This is a genomic window from Paracrocinitomix mangrovi (assembly GCF_019740355.2).
Classification (GTDB): Bacteria; Bacteroidota; Bacteroidia; order Flavobacteriales_D; family Crocinitomicaceae; genus Paracrocinitomix; species Paracrocinitomix mangrovi.
On record NZ_CP091819.1, the window covers coordinates 2502364 to 2517676 of the forward strand.

The following is a 15313-nucleotide window of genomic DNA, read 5'->3' on the forward strand; positions in this document are numbered from 1 at the left end:
TTTTTTATCCATCAAATAAAATATTTACTTTTAGCTTTTCCTTTTCCCTTTTACCCACATTAGATTTGAAATTGCTGAGATTTGCAGTCATATTATTCTTTATGTTGAGCTTTCAACTTTTCAGTTATGCACAAAATGATGTATATGCTGAAAAAGGCGTGATTGACTTTAGCCAATGGGACACCCAAAAAGACCCTAGTTTATTTCTAAAGGGGAATTATGAGTTTTATTGGAATCAACTTATTTATCCCGGAAATTTTTCAGGAGGATATATTGACAATATCGATTATCAGTCTTGTGATGACAATTGGAATAAATACAAAAACAGTTCATTTGGCAACTTACCTGCCCAAGGTTATGCTACTTACAGAGTAAGATTTATCAATTTACCTGAAGAGGAACTGAACATAATGGTGAAATCTGTAACCTGTGCTGTTCGCATATACTTCAATGGTGAATTAGCTTCAGAAATTGGCAAAGTAGGTACAAAAAAGGACGAAGAACAGCCCAAATATGATCATCAAATAATTCCGCTCCCTCATGGAGAAAGCAATGTTGAGATGATAATTCATCTATCCAATTTCCATCACAGAAATGGAGGATTTAACAACCCTTGGTACATTGGAACTGAAGAAGCCCTTTACGGAATTCACCGCAAAAACATCATGTTAAATGGTATTGAAGGAAGTGCCTTTTTGTTTGCCGGCTTGTTTTTTTTAACGCTCTATATTTTCAGGAGGAAGGATAAAGCACTATTGTACTTTAGTTTATATGCACTTACCTTTTTCATTCGCCCTCTGGTATCATTTGATTATATGATAACCACCATTTGGCCGGATATCAACTGGACATTGCTTATTCACATTGAGTATTTGTCATTGTTTTTACCAGGTGCCTTTATGCTTTTGTTTATAAGAGAAAGATTCAAAGAACAAGCGCCTCAAAAATTAATGATGATTATAGCAGTGCTGGTTTTTCTAGAAGCATTTGTTGTTTTAGTAACACCAACAACAATATTTACGCATTTGCCATTACCTCATCAGCTGATATCATTTGTAAGTTTTGCCTTGATGATTTATGTGAGCATTAAAGCCATGAAAGACAGAGTGAACGGAGCTGTTTTTGCCACCATTGCCATGATCTGTTTGATCTTAAGTTCAGCCTACACCATTTTTCTTTATGTGGATTTGATTACTCCTTCGCCCTATGGATATGTGGCTTTGCAAATGGCATTTTTACTTTCTATGACAATGATTCTAGGATCTAAATTCGCCTCTCAGTTTAGAAAAGTAGAATACCTGCAATTAGAAACAGCCAATCAAAAAGAAGAAATTGAAATTCAGCATCACGCATTAGAAGCCAAAAACGAGGAAATAACATCTTCCATCACCTATGCCAGAAGAATTCAAAATGCTATTTTACCTCCAACCAAAAAAATAGATGGAATCGCTAAAGATGCATTCGTTCTTTACAAGCCCAAAGATATTGTAGCAGGTGATTTTTATTGGCTAGAAGAAAAAGATGAGTTGGTATTTATAGCATCTGCAGATTGTACGGGTCATGGCGTGCCAGGTGCAATGGTTAGTGTAGTTTGTAACAATGCGTTAAACAGAAGCATAAGAGAATTTGGATTAACAGAACCCGGAGAAATTCTGGATAACACCAGAAAACTAGTAATTGAAACCTTTGATCAAAGTGAAGAGGAAGTAAAAGACGGAATGGACATTGCTTTGATTGTGTTCAACAAAAAAACCAGAGAATTAAAATTTGCCGGAGCTAATAATCCATTGTGGATTGTGCGAGATACTAATAATGAAACTAATCTCCCTTTAGAAAAAGCAAAAGTACTGGAAGAAGAAAATATTCAACTTGTAGAATTTAAAGGAGACAAACAGCCAATTGGAGTTCATTTTGATCCAAAACCTTTTCACACACTTACCCTCACAGTTAGTAAAAATGAATGGATTTATATTTTCTCTGATGGATTTGCCGATCAGTTTGGAGGTGAAAAGGGTAAAAAGATGATGTATAAACCTATGAAGAAAAACATCATGGAAATTTTTAATCTGGATGCCCAAAATCAAAAATCACATTTGGATAAAGTATTTGATGATTGGAAGGGGAAATTTGAACAAACTGATGATGTTTGTTTGATAGGAATAAAGTTTTAGTTACCCTTTAACGTACTCCCAATCTTTGATGGGCTCAAATAATTTGTATGATTCTTTTACGGATGGATGCTGTAATACTGATTCAACATCTACTTCAGGAAGTAATTCATCTCCCAAACCGTTTTTAACAAAAATGAAGTTGAATCCCAAATCATTGGCTCCTACTAAACGGTAACCTTTTTGTTTGGCTAAATTAACCATTGCCACAGGAGAGGCTCCGTGATATACAGGATGTTTTCCCGGATAAAAGTAATTAGGATCGTAAGGAACGACGATATTATTTAAACCAAACTCTACATGCGTTTCAATAATCACCACATTAGGAGATACTTGCTCAAGTGCTTTCCAAATCCAATAATCATTTCCGTCAATATCTACAGACAACAAATCAATTTCACCAGTAAGGCCGGCATTTTTAACTAATTCGTTGATATTTTCTGCCGTTACTTTTGAACAAGTAAAAACAGGCTGATGCATATATGGATGAGGATACTTTGCATAAAATTTACGTCCCCTTTTAATCGCTTTTTCATTGCCATCCAAAAACAATCCATGATAGCCAAAATTAAAAGCCAGGTTAGCGCAATTGCTATTGATACCATCATCAGATCCAATTTCTACAAAGGTTTTATTGCGCATTCCAATAATTGAGAAGATGTACAGTAATTTGCCATCCTCTTCAAATTGGGAAAACACCCTGAAACCGGTATCATTAAACGCAGGTAATTTTCCTTCTGAACTCCAAACCTGATATTGGTTGAAGAGCTGACGTTGGCTCACTTGTACCTCAGGCGAAAAGCGATTTCGTACTTTAAAAATGTAAAACTTACTTTTTAATATGTCCTTTAACCAAGCCATTTATTGTGCTACCTCTTCTTCTTTTTTATTGAACAGCCAATCTACTTCTTTTTCCCATTTAGATTTGACGGCAATTTGCTCTGTATTATATATCACCTTTTCAGGTAATCTTTTTTCTTTTAAAGAACCTGTTGTCCAGGCTCCGTTTCCGTCTACGTCAAAAATCAATCTAAGTTGGTATGTGCCGGGTAAAACTTTCTCAAATACAATTCGATTAGCAAAATCTGCTGTATCCACTGCTTCACCTTTATCATTGAGCAGATGTACTATTACCTTTTCTGTAAATACAGTATCCACATTAAGGATTAAACTACCATAATAGTCATCTTCTTCATTGTCAAACAATAAACTGATTGCCTTATTATTTTCTCTTCCGTAACGCGTTTGAACTGCTGCTGAATCAATTATAATTTGATGCGCTTTAGTACCAAAAGTGCTGAATTCAATGTCCCTCACCTTGATTTCATAATCTGGCAATTCCAATAAATTAGAGTCCGCATCAAATACTTTTACCATGGTATCATTTATAGATGCAACGGGCTCAGAGAAAGTAAAAATCAGATTGGTTTGCGGCAGTAATTTTCCCTTTTTTACATTGTTATTGACTTTGATTTCAACTTTACTTACATCATCAGGAATATTAGCATACACCGGTTTTACTGTATCTTTTTCTCCGTTTAACTCAACATAAAAATGTGTTTTAGAGGAAGGATTTTCTGCCAACCAAAACACCAATGAATCTTTAGTACTTGTCTCTTCTTGCAGCAACTCAATATTAGATGTAACACTTATTGAATCAGTTGGATTAGATAATAGAACCTCAACTCTCCCCGGAAAATCAAAGTTTAAATCGTTCATTTGTACGCCGCTAACGGCATGTTCAAAAGCCTTCATTTCAAATCGCCCAATGCTATCAGGGCCCAGGATAAAATGTTCTTCCTCTATGAAAGCCATTGTTTCATCCGGATCTAACAATAAGTTTTTGTTTTTATCATTGATAGCAAACATGTAATAAACACCCGCCTTTAGGTAGTTTAATTTAAACAATCCGGTATTGGAAGTTTGACCCAAATACATAGGTTTAAATTTGTATGGAATACTGTCAAAATTGGCTTCTAAGCTTTTGGGATATAATCCTACCAACATTCCTCCAATAGGCTTATTAGTAAATCCATCTATTACTCTACCCTCCACCTCAAGTGAATCAATATAATTACCCGTAGAAAAGACATATTGAAAAACCGAATCATTTTTTTCGGTAAAATCTTGAATGGCTCCGTTAAATGTGATAGTATAAGTTGTATTCTCTTCTAAAGGCTCATTAAAAAGAATACTCATTCTTTTATTTTTAGAAGTAATGGTTGGCCTTTCAACAGGCTGAGGAATAATTAAAATATTGTCATTGGGATTGTTGAGGGTGATAAATTCATTGAACTTCAAACTGACCTCATTTCCTTTAAAATTCAACTGCCCATTAGCCGGAAAAGATTTTGCTGTATCAATTACCGGGGCATAAATATCTTTGGGTCCACCGGTTAAAGGCTCAGTTTGTGCACATCCCCCAAATATTAAAATCAATATGGCAAAACCAAGATATCTCAAATTATGACGCGATTATTTCGGATATGATTAACGCCAACTTCTCCAGATATATTTTATCCACCTCTCCAAAATCATTTAGCTTGTCACTATCTATATCCAATACAGCAACAACCACATTATTTTTAAAAATTGGCACTACGATTTCTGATTTGCTTAAGGCACTACAAGCAATATGTCCGGGAAAAGCCTCCACATCTTCTACAACAATAGTTTCCTCTTTCTCCCATGCGGTACCACATACACCTTTGCCAATCCTAATTCGAGTACAGGCAATATCTCCCTGAAAAGGGCCTAACACTAGTTCTTCCTGATTTTTTACGAAATAAAATCCTACCCAAAAAAAGCCAAAAGTTTGTCTTAAAGCAGCTGCAATATTTGCGCAATTGGCAATAAAATCATCTTCGGGCTCAATTAATGATTTAATTTGAGGTAGTAATGATTCGTAAACTTCTTGTCTACTGCCTGATGTGATTTTTAATTCTTCTGCCATAGGATTGTAAGAGGGGCAAAATTACGGTTTTAAATAAAAGATCAGTTTAGATTTAACTTGATTGTTAATTCCTGTTCACCATTTCTGGAAATTTCTGCTTTTTATCTGCATCTACTTTTTTCCCTTAGATGAAAAAAGTAGCAAAAAAATCATTGTGGCGGCGGCTGCTAATTTGCTATTTTCCAATTCCTCAAAAGCTAAAGCCTTAATATTGCACTAAGGTGCAATCGGTCGGCTTTTGACGCTTTTTGCGGATGCAAAATCACTCAATCTTAGCAGATGCCGGTTTTAAAAAAATCTCATTAGACAAAAAGATCGGCTGAGATTTGATCTGCTAACAACATTCCTTCTTCTGTGAGGTATACAAAGCCATCCTCAATCTTTATATGTCCTTCATTTTGATGATGCAACAAGGTATTATTAAAATCATCTAAACTCAGAAACATGGCCAATTGTTTTACCTCATTTAAATTCAATCCCCATTTTGTTCTGAGTCTTGTGAGTATGTAGTCGTTGAATTTGTCTTTTTCAGTTAATTCTTCAATGGTGTGTACGTTTTCGCCAGCTATTATTTTCTTGATGTATTGGGGATTATTGGCAATATTCCAACCTCTGTTTTTACCATCAAATGAATGTGCAGATGGACCTATTCCAAGATACTTTTTCCCTAACCAATAGGCACTATTGTGTTTTGAAATGTATCCCTCTTTGGCAAAATTCGAGATTTCGTAATGTTCGTAATCGTACTTTTTGAAAACTTCGCGCATTTTTTTAAACTGCTGCACAGTTTCAACATCCTCTGGCACTGTTATTTGTCCGTTTTTAAATCGTTTTCCAAACACCGTGTTTGGTTCAATTGTCAAGCAATAAGAAGACACATGCGGCACATTTAAATCCACTAACTTTTGCAATTGCTTTTCCCAATATTCAATAGTTTGATTGGGAATTCCATAAATCAAATCAACCGTTATATTATCAAAACCTAAATTTTGTGCTGTCAAAACGCATTCAGTAGCTTGAAAAGAAGAATGCGCACGATTCATCATTTGTAATACTTCATCATCAAATGACTGAATTCCAATGCTCAATCTATTAAACCCAATTTCTTTTAGCTCAGATAACTTCGCTTCAGAAAGATCATCCGGGTTTGTTTCTATTGTAATTTCTGTATTCGCAGCTACTTCAAAATTGGAATAGATAGTATCCAGGATTCGCTTTAGCTCTTCTTTATTTAAAATACTTGGAGTTCCGCCGCCGAAATAAATTGTTTCAACCGTTTCATTTTGCAGATAAGATTTACGTTTTTCGAGTTCTATAACAATGGCATCAATCATTTCTGACTGACCCTTTGTATTGGTTGAAAAATGAAAATCGCAGTAGTGACACTTTACCTTACAATAAGGAATGTGCACATAAATTCCGGACATCTTAACTATGCTCCTTCTTCAGCTTCAGCCTTTTCTTTGTCTTTAGCCTCTCTTTTCTTGAAATACACTGAACGAAGATCAAGATATCTCATTCCATTAGTGTGTAAATCACGAACATCAGATTGTAGCAACATCAAATCCTCACCATACCATAAGATAATGAATGGAGGATCTTCCATTAAGATTTTTTCAGCTTCAGCAAATGCTTTTAAAGACTCTTCTTTATTGGCAGTTTTACTTCCTCTTTCATAAGCCTCATCAAAAGCCGGATTCATATATCTTGCACTGTTCAAGTATGAAGGCTCATCCATGCTTTCAGGAACAATTCCACCATAGGCATTAATCAAGAACGTTTCAGGATTTGGATAATCACCAAACCAGGTAGATCTGAAGATATCAGCACTTCCCATTGCTTGATTTTCAATTAACTTATTGAACTCAACACCTTCAATTTCAATATTGATGTTTAATGCTGATTTCAATTGATTTTGAATTTCAGATGCAATCAAATAATGATCATTACCTACTCTAAATTGGAAAGATAAAGTCGGGAAATTTTTTCCATTTGGATAACCAGCTTCAGCTAATAGTTTTTTAGCTTCTTCAGGATTATAAACGTATGACAAATCTTCAATTCCTTCAAAATCGTAATCTGTAAAGATCTTAGGAAGTGGAGGAGTGATTCCGAATTTACCAATTTCATAAGCCTGATTTTTCATGATTTTCTCCACCAATTTTTTACGGTTAATTGCCATGTTTAAAGCCTGTCTTACTTTTTTGTTTTTCAATACAGGAGTATTCATGTTAAACTCAAGATAAGTAGTAGACAATTGTGGTTCAGAAATCAACATGTATTTTGGAGGATCACTCTCAAAATCACCAATTCTTTCTTCTAAAACTTCAGATACACTGGTAATTGGAACTCCAGGAATGTAAGATAATTTTCCTTCCCAGAATAGATCCATGTGATCTTCAGAATGCTCATAGTATTTATACTGAACAGAATCCAAATAAGGTAATTTGTTTCCATCCTTATCACTGATGTAGAAATTGTCATTTCTTACCAATTTTACCAACTCAGAATTTGAACTTTTATCATATTTAAATGGCCCTGTACCCACTGGATGAAACTCTGATAATTCAAGAGATTCATGAGGAACAATTCCAGCAAAAGTTGTAGCTAATTTTTGCAAGAAAACCGAACTAGGTTCAACTAATTCAATATTAACTTTTTGACCATCTACTTTTATCCCAGAAATTTCCTGAGCTGATTGGTTGTAAAATTCTTCACCACCAACCACTGTATTTTTAAAATTAAGGTAAGCTCTGTTTTCAGGATCTTTCGTGTAGATATTTTTAAAAGTACCAACAACATCATCCGTAACTAATTTTCTTCCTTTTCCATCAGGGAAACAAGCATCATCATGAAAATAAACATCATCTCTAATAGTAAAAGTGTAAGTTTTACCATCTTCAGATACTGACCATTCAGACGCAATAGCCGGTTCAATTTCTAAAGTTTTAGGATTGTATTTAACCAAACCTTCAATTACCTGCTCATAAATTTGAGCAGTTTCCAATTTTTGAATTTCTACCGGACGAACGCTTTGATAGTAGCTGCCCATAGGCATACTAAATGTTCCTCCATAGATAGAATTTTCGTTAGTTTGGTCTCCTTCGTCAGACGATCCTCCGCAAGAAAATGCAAATGCTGCGAGTCCTGCTAATAAGATATGATTCAGTTTGTTCATAATCCCTTTTGATAATTTATTGGAAATACAATGATAAAAGTAATATCAAATATAAACTAATTTTATTTATCACTATTTCTGAAACTTATACTGAGTGTATTGTAATTAAAAGTTTGCGAGATAAAAAAAAGCTTTAATATTTTGGTTATCTTTGAGGGAAGTTTTAATATTGCACATTGACTTATAAGTATATACGAGTTTAAACTTACTATGATGTTGAAAAACACTATCTTACTGTTTGTCCTTATGCTGGGAGCCTCTTACAACTCCTTTGCAGATTTGTCAATTGAAGGGCATTACCAGGGCAAGAATTTATATGTTCAGAACCCTGAAGATGAGGATGGGTTTGGTTTTTGTGTTGTAAAAGCAACAGTTAATGGAGACCCAATCTCAGACGGGATTCAATCTTCTGCTTTTGAAATTAATTTTGCGGAATTTAGCGTAAACATTGGTGATCCTGTGTTTATCGTTCTAGAGCATGGAATTGGTTGCAAACCAAAAATTTTAAATCCTGAAGTATTATTGCCAAAAAGTACTTACGTAATTGGAGACATTACTTGTACACCTGATGGTTCTCTTACTTGGACAACTACAGGTGAATCTGGAAAACTTCCTTTCGTTATTGAGCAATACAGATGGAACAAATGGGTTGCAGTTGGTGAAGTTGATGGAATTGGATCTTCTGGAGAGAATAGCTACAAATTTCAAGTTACTCCTCACTCAGGTGAAAACAAAGTGAGAGTGGTTCAAACAGACCACACAGGTAAAAAGAAACCTTCTAAAGCAGTTACTTTCTCTAATCCTAATATTAAGGAACCGGATCTAAATCCGAAAAAAGTGAAAGACGAAATTAAATTTACTGCCGGAGGAACCCCTGTTGAAACTAAGTATGAAATTTATGATGCTTACGGAAATATCGTTAAGAAAGGGGTGGGATCATCCGTAAATTGTGAAAACCTCAAAAAAGGAGCTTACTATATTAATTACGATAATAAGAACGAGAAGTTCATCAAAACATAGGGTTTTAAAAAGTTTTGTAAGCCCGATTAGCTTTTGCTAATCGGGTTTTTTTATGCCCAAACTTTTATCTTTACAATATGAAACTAGAACACATTGGAATTGCAGTTAAAGACCTGGAGTCTGCCAATCAACTTTTTGAAACCTTGTTTAATAAACCTCATTATAAAATTGAAGAGGTAGCTTCAGAAGGAGTTAAAACCTCTTTTTTTCAAGTTGGTGAATCTAAAATTGAATTATTAGAAGCCACCAATGAAGAAAGCGCCATCTATAAGTTTATTGAAAAAAAAGGAGAAGGGATACATCACCTGGCATTTGAAGTAGCAGATATAGATGCAGAAATAAAAAGACTTTCAGAAGCGGGATATCAATTAATTCATCAAACTCCCAAAGATGGGGCGGACAACAAAAGAATTGCTTTTTTACATCCTAAATCTACAAATGGAGTGTTGGTAGAATTGTGTCAGGAAAAATCCTAAACGGGTAATTGAATCCTAAAGGTTGTTCCTTTACCAACTTCAGAATTTAAAACGAAGACTTTGCCATTGTGAAACTCTTCAATAATTCTTTTGACCAAAGATAACCCAAGTCCCCAACCGCGTTTTTTGGTTGTATAACCCGGTCTAAACACTGATTTAATTTTATTGGCCGGAATTCCCTTTCCGTCGTCTTCAATATCTATAAAGACATCATCCTCTTGCTGGCTAACAGTAACTTTAATATTTCCATTAGATTCCATTGAATCAACAGCATTCTTGACAATATTCTCAACTGCCCATTCCAATAATGCTTCATTTAATCGAACCATTATCTTGTCCGTCTGAGCAACGAACTGTAAATCCACCTTGGATGAAATTCTGTTCTTTAAATAGGATATAGCATGATCTACTACCTCAACAATATTTTGCTCTTCTAAGGCAGCTTGCGAACCAATCTTAGAAAAACGATTGGTTACCATATTCAATCTATCAATATCCTTATTGATTTCTTTAGTTATAGACTCATCAGTTCCTTTTGCTTCTAACAATTGGTTCCACGCCATTAATGAAGAAATTGGTGTTCCTAATTGATGTGCTGTCTCCTTTGCCATTCCGGCCCAAACCTGATCCTGCTCAGCCTTTCTGAAAGTTGAAAACGCCAAATACGCAATCAACACAAACAATCCAATTATGAAGAACTGAACAATTGGAAAAAACTTCATTTGCGTAATTTCCTCTGAATGCTCATAATAAATTACTCCTGACCTATCTCCACTTAACTCTACAACAATAGAATCCCCAGTACTTCTCAACTGTTGTATCAATGACGCTGCATTAGTTGAATCATAATCTTCTCTATTTGTAGCAATGACATCTCCTGTAACAACATCAACAAATAATACAGGTACTAAATATTCATTGGTAACCAATTCATCACTAAAAGCATCAATTAATGAATCCCTGCTATATTCAAGCGCAGTGAGCTTTTGAGTTTTATAAAAGATAGAATCAAAATAAAAAACCATCTGCTTATCACCATAGTCTAAATCAATTTCCAAAGGTGGATGATCTTTACGCCAAAACTCCTTGTAACTATTTAAACTATCCTTTTTTGCTTTGCGTTTAAGTGAATCCTGAAAAGACTTTTTTTCATTAGAGTATGAAGTGCGCAGCATCCTATTGATACTAGTATCTAAGGCAGATAGGTTATAACTTGAAATCACCTCCTCTTTGTTGTCTGTAATTATTATTGGAATATCATTGTTCCCTTTGATAATTTCTACGACAAATGAATAATCCTCAAGTGGTTTGTTAACTTCTTGAATTGCCAATGACCACATTTCAACTTTCTGTCTGTCACGTTCTTTTAAAGATTCTAATGCATCACTTAATTCATCAAATGCATTGTTGGTTAAACTCACCAACTCAGATTTTCTCTTTACAGCATCTGCCCATTGTTCAATTCTATCAACTTCTCTTTGCTGAACTTTATCTACTATCCGAAAAGAAAACCACAAGGATACAGCCACCAATAGAATAGCTACTCCCAGCAATGCAATTTTCCAACGTTGTTTTTTATGATAAAGATTCATAGTATCAGAAACTCACCTGTTAACGTAACAAGTATAGAATTATTCTAATTCATATCATAGATGATTTCTTCTTGTTTTTGTGTTGTATCAGCTTTAAAATACTTCAACAACGTTTTATTGAAATCATTTGTTTTGTCTTTTCGCTTTATTTTACCGGGTATTGAATCTTGAGACTGTTCATCTTCTTCATCATACATGATAAATTTAATTTCCTCTTTGTTGTCTTCCTCAATTTTCTGAACCGTACTATCCTTTTTAAAGAAACCTAATTCTGTTTTTAAGATAGACTTAACATTTTGCTTTTCCTCCGCAATACTCTCCTTGATTTGTTTCCTTCTTTCTGTTCCATCCAGTGCAAAAGTTGGATCAAATAAATCACCACTCATATTTAAGTAAATCACTAAACCTAATCCATCATCTTCAATTATACCAAATTCGTTCTCTGTTACCTGCTCCTTTAACTCTCTGAAACGGAAACTAAAATGATAATCTATCATGTTGTCAAAACTGTGCCAACCAAACAAATCAACATCCAGGGCATTTGATCCAATGGTCATTTTAGGTATTATCAACTTACGATCTTTGATGGTAATTTCATTCTCAATTGTTGCAAACTTTAAATGAAGCAACTTATCTTCAAAAGCATCTATATGTTTGTTGAGCATGAGTTTTAAACCTTTATTTGATCTCATGTAATCCGTAATCATTTTCATGGTTTCAAGCTCATTTAACTCACCATTTTTGATTTTAAGATTACACTTGGCATACAACTCATCTTCCTTGAGTGAAAAGTATGGATTAAAACTCAGTAAAAAATCTATACTGCCAGATGCCGTTCCACTTATATGTTGACTTGTGATACTGCTTTGTTTAAAATTATCCCAATCTTTAAACAGTCCTTTTACATCTACATTATTAAAGGTCAGCTTACCGTCAATAATGTTTCCTTTTTCCATTCTGTTTTTCATTACAAGATTACCGTGTGCTTTACCTCCCTGCAAACCAAAATCAAGATTATTCAATTTTACTTCCCTACTAGCCATTAGCAAGTTGGTATTAATCGTATTGAATTGATGACCATCCCAATGTAAGTTGGCAACTGATAAATCAACATTGAGGTTCAAATTTGCCGGGAGTTCAAAAATCTTTGGCCTTTTGTTTTCTTCAGGTTCTGGATTAGCCATGAATTCATTCAAATCAAGATTGTTAGATTCAATGGATGCAATTAGACCCAGGTTACCTGTCCCGTCAAGGAAAGGCATAAAATTTTTCATTGATCCATTTACCAGAATATCAGATTTAGCGGTTTTAATTTGAAGCTGATTAACACCTGCATCTTTATTATACAAGACAATTTCACCACTCATATTTCTGTAAGTAATGTCATCATTAACTCCCTTGTAAAGCACATCTTTTAATATAAAAGAACCATCTGATTTTAGCACATCAAAGTTTTTTTGATTGTACTGAGGGTCAAAGAATTTTACAACAGCTCTACAATTCAAGCTCAATTGTCCACCCAATTTTTCTACATTCTTAAAATTGAAAAATTGGTGGAACTTATCCAATCGTAAATCTCCTTCCATGGCGGTATTCAATGTTGGCTCCTCAAAATCACTTATGGTAGCTCTACCTTTAAAATAACTGTCTAATAATCTCAGTTGCACATTTTCAAGCTTCATTTCTTCTTTCCTTCCCTCTTGGGCATTTTGATAATGACCTTCAAAGTAAACATCAGTTATAGTTAGCTTACTTTCAGGTTCAGATATTTTCCCGTTTTTGATATTAAACTCAGCTTCTATGGCCGGCATTTGAATAGCTGATAATGGGCCATGAATTTTAGAATTAAAGCTTATGATTCCTTCACTTTCATAGGATTTAACCTTTTCCATTTTTTCATCAACCAGGCTATTGGCAAGATCAGCCAACTCAATTTCATTTCCTGATAATTCTAAATCAATGGAGGTTGAATCAATAATTCCGGTTAGATGAAAAGGCATTTTTTCAACCAACAAATCACCTTTTTTAAAAGTGTAAGATTTGGCAATTGTATTTACATCCAACTCAAGATTTAGATTAGATTCTTTATCCGTTATCAAATTAAAGGAATTACTTTTTACCCTTTCAATTTTCATTTCAGTTTCAGCAATTACTTTGTATTGATCATCAGAAAAATCACCTTGAAACAGACCTTTATGGATGTCAAGGTCATAAAACTGCCTTGCAGCCAAATTTTTATACCTGAATTTAAAATTCTCAACTTTTAAAAGCTCGAGCATAAACTCAAATTTGCTTTCTTCCTGGGTCTCCTCGCGGTCCTTTATAATGTTGAAGTTAGCCTGGCCATCTTTGGCGGTTTTTAAATATAAACAACCATCATATACATTAATTCTTCTTACTTGATAATCTCCTGAGTAGAAGTCCATCAAGTTAAAATTGAAGAACATTTTTTCAGCATAAAAAAGGGTGTCATCACTTTCAATTTCAGGAAAAGCATCAGCTATGAATACTTTCTTGAATTCTACAGATGCATTTGGAAAGTCATGAAAAAAAGAGAGCTGAATGTCTTGCACTTCTACATCCGTAGTAAGCCGATCATTCAGCTCATCAATAGCAAATTGCTTGATGTCATCTTCATAAATATGAAGCAAGACAGTAACAACCGTTGTCAGAAATAAACTGACAAAGAATATCCAAAAGAGGAATTTGCGAAGGATTTTGAGTGCTTTTCTCACAAACTATGAAGTTATGTGAATATATCGCACCTTTTCTCTGTAGTTACAGAGTTTATCAACCCCAGGCAGTTAGTACAGAAACTTATTTTTTTCTGTTTCCTTCTATTGTTTCTTCTTTAATGTCTTGTGCTTCAGTAGTAATTTCTTTTACTACTTTATCCTTTAGATCTTCAGATACAGTATCAATTGCTTTGTTCAAGTCAGAATTTGGATCTGCGATTTCTTCTCCAACTTTATCCGAAATTTGATCAATAGCGTCATTCATTACGTTCTCAATACCATTTGCATTTTCTTCAATTTCTTGCTCTAAAGATTCCGACTCATGCTCTGTAGTAGACTCTTCTTCTCCACCACAAGAAATCATAGAAATTGAAAAAATAAAAGCGCCGATAAACAAAAAACTCTTTTTCATTGTTATTTAATTTGGTTCAAAGTAAAAATAAGTAAACTTCTGATAGTTCTTGACTAAATTTTATGATTTTGTTTAGAATCGTTCTCAATAAACTTGTTAATTTTGATAACAATCATAGATTTTATTATTAATCATTAAAAACATAAAATAAAATGGCATTTGAATTACCAAATCTTCCATATGCGTTTGACGCTTTGGAACCACATATTGACAAACAAACTATGGAAATCCATCATGGAAAACACCATGCAGGATACACAACTAAATTAAATGGAGCCATTGAAGGAACAGATTTCGCTGGAAAATCAATAGAAGATATTTTAGCAAATTGTGCTGACAATGCAGCAGTAAGAAACAACGGTGGTGGATATTATAATCACTGTTTATTCTGGGAAGTAATGTCACCAAATGGTGGTGGTACACCTACCGGAGAATTAGCAGACGCTATTAACGCATCATTTGGATCATTTGACGGATTTAAAGAAGCATTCTCTAATGCTGCAGCAACTAGATTCGGTTCTGGATGGGCTTGGCTTTGCGTACATCCTGGTGGAAAAGTTGAAGTTTGTTCAACTGCCAACCAAGACAATCCATTAATGAATATTGTAGGTTGTGGTGGAACTCCAATTTTGGGATTAGATGTATGGGAACATGCATATTACTTAAAATATCAAAACAGACGCCCTGATTACATTAATGCATTTTTCAATGTAATTAACTGGGATGAAGTATCTAAAAGATACGCGGACAATAAATAAAATTGACCAATCATTAGATGA

12 protein-coding genes are annotated in these 15313 nt (G+C 34.3%); 4 read left to right on the forward strand and 8 right to left on the reverse strand.

What is annotated here, in order from left to right; translation table 11 throughout:
* The first annotated feature begins 101 nt into the window (after positions 1 to 101).
* The gene (locus K6119_RS11570; protein WP_221831846.1) at positions 102 to 2171 is read left to right on the forward strand and encodes a PP2C family protein-serine/threonine phosphatase; all 2070 of its coding nucleotides are present in this window, start codon (positions 102 to 104) and stop codon (positions 2169 to 2171) included.
* Here K6119_RS11570 and K6119_RS11575 read toward each other — a convergent pair whose 3' ends face one another.
* The 5 genes from K6119_RS11575 to K6119_RS11595 all read right to left on the reverse strand — a co-directional run bounded on the left by K6119_RS11575 (position 2172) and on the right by K6119_RS11595 (position 8299).
* Positions 2172 to 3029: a hypothetical protein gene (locus K6119_RS11575; RefSeq protein ID WP_221831848.1), complete on the reverse strand. Its 858-nt coding sequence runs from the start codon at positions 3027 to 3029 to the stop codon at positions 2172 to 2174. It lies immediately after the preceding gene.
* The gene (locus tag K6119_RS11580) at positions 3030 to 4631 is read right to left on the reverse strand and encodes an Ig-like domain-containing domain (protein ID WP_221831850.1); all 1602 of its coding nucleotides are present in this window, start codon (positions 4629 to 4631) and stop codon (positions 3030 to 3032) included.
* Between the two features lies 1 nt (position 4632).
* Positions 4633 to 5121: a GAF domain-containing protein gene (locus K6119_RS11585; RefSeq protein ID WP_221831852.1), complete on the reverse strand. Its 489-nt coding sequence runs from the start codon at positions 5119 to 5121 to the stop codon at positions 4633 to 4635.
* Positions 5122 to 5423: 302 nt separating this feature from the next.
* Positions 5424 to 6548 carry a radical SAM family heme chaperone HemW gene (hemW, locus tag K6119_RS11590; protein ID WP_221831854.1) on the reverse strand — a complete coding sequence of 375 codons (1125 nt, stop codon included), beginning with the start codon at positions 6546 to 6548 and terminating at the stop codon, positions 5424 to 5426.
* Positions 6549 to 6553: 5 nt separating this feature from the next.
* Positions 6554 to 8299: an ABC transporter substrate-binding protein gene (locus K6119_RS11595; protein WP_221831857.1), complete on the reverse strand. Its 1746-nt coding sequence runs from the start codon at positions 8297 to 8299 to the stop codon at positions 6554 to 6556.
* A 213-nt stretch (positions 8300 to 8512) separates the two neighbouring features.
* Between K6119_RS11595 and K6119_RS11600 the strand changes: the two genes are divergently transcribed.
* Together K6119_RS11600 and mce are read left to right on the forward strand one after the other, a co-directional pair.
* Entirely contained in the window at positions 8513 to 9319 is an 807-nt protein-coding gene (locus K6119_RS11600) for a hypothetical protein (RefSeq protein ID WP_221831860.1), read from the forward strand.
* A 77-nt stretch (positions 9320 to 9396) separates the two neighbouring features.
* Positions 9397 to 9795, forward strand: a complete 399-nt coding sequence (gene mce / locus K6119_RS11605; RefSeq protein WP_221831861.1) for a methylmalonyl-CoA epimerase — start codon at positions 9397 to 9399, stop codon at positions 9793 to 9795.
* Here the strand turns inward: mce and K6119_RS11610 are convergent.
* The 3 genes from K6119_RS11610 to K6119_RS11620 form a co-directional block, all read right to left on the reverse strand.
* A complete protein-coding gene (locus K6119_RS11610) occupies positions 9792 to 11387 on the reverse strand; it encodes a sensor histidine kinase (protein WP_221831863.1) in 1596 nt (531 codons plus the stop codon). The genes mce and K6119_RS11610 overlap by 4 nt on opposite strands.
* Positions 11388 to 11431: 44 nt before the next feature.
* Positions 11432 to 14122 carry an AsmA family protein gene (locus tag K6119_RS11615; protein WP_221831865.1) on the reverse strand — a complete coding sequence of 897 codons (2691 nt, stop codon included), beginning with the start codon at positions 14120 to 14122 and terminating at the stop codon, positions 11432 to 11434.
* 82 nt (positions 14123 to 14204) lie between these two features.
* Positions 14205 to 14534, reverse strand: a complete 330-nt coding sequence (locus K6119_RS11620) for a hypothetical protein (protein WP_221831867.1) — start codon at positions 14532 to 14534, stop codon at positions 14205 to 14207.
* A gap of 152 nt (positions 14535 to 14686) precedes the next feature.
* On the opposite strand from K6119_RS11620, the gene K6119_RS11625 reads away from it, so the two are divergent.
* On the forward strand, positions 14687 to 15292 hold the full coding sequence (locus K6119_RS11625; RefSeq protein WP_221831869.1) for a superoxide dismutase: 606 nt from the start codon (positions 14687 to 14689) through the stop codon (positions 15290 to 15292).
* Positions 15293 to 15313 lie beyond the last annotated feature (21 nt).

Coding starts and splice junctions, on each gene's coding strand:
- K6119_RS11595 (WP_221831857.1), bottom strand. CDS start 8,299: ATGAACAAACTGAATCATATCTTATTAGCAGGACTCGCAGCATTTGCA.
- K6119_RS11620 (WP_221831867.1), bottom strand. CDS start 14,534: ATGAAAAAGAGTTTTTTGTTTATCGGCGCTTTTATTTTTTCAATTTCT.
- K6119_RS11600 (WP_221831860.1), top strand. CDS start 8,513: ATGTTGAAAAACACTATCTTACTGTTTGTCCTTATGCTGGGAGCCTCT.
- K6119_RS11575 (WP_221831848.1), bottom strand. CDS start 3,029: ATGGCTTGGTTAAAGGACATATTAAAAAGTAAGTTTTACATTTTTAAA.
- K6119_RS11570 (WP_221831846.1), top strand. CDS start 102: ATGTTGAGCTTTCAACTTTTCAGTTATGCACAAAATGATGTATATGCT.
- hemW (WP_221831854.1), bottom strand. CDS start 6,548: ATGTCCGGAATTTATGTGCACATTCCTTATTGTAAGGTAAAGTGTCAC.
- K6119_RS11625 (WP_221831869.1), top strand. CDS start 14,687: ATGGCATTTGAATTACCAAATCTTCCATATGCGTTTGACGCTTTGGAA.
- K6119_RS11610 (WP_221831863.1), bottom strand. CDS start 11,387: ATGAATCTTTATCATAAAAAACAACGTTGGAAAATTGCATTGCTGGGA.
- mce (WP_221831861.1), top strand. CDS start 9,397: ATGAAACTAGAACACATTGGAATTGCAGTTAAAGACCTGGAGTCTGCC.
- K6119_RS11585 (WP_221831852.1), bottom strand. CDS start 5,121: ATGGCAGAAGAATTAAAAATCACATCAGGCAGTAGACAAGAAGTTTAC.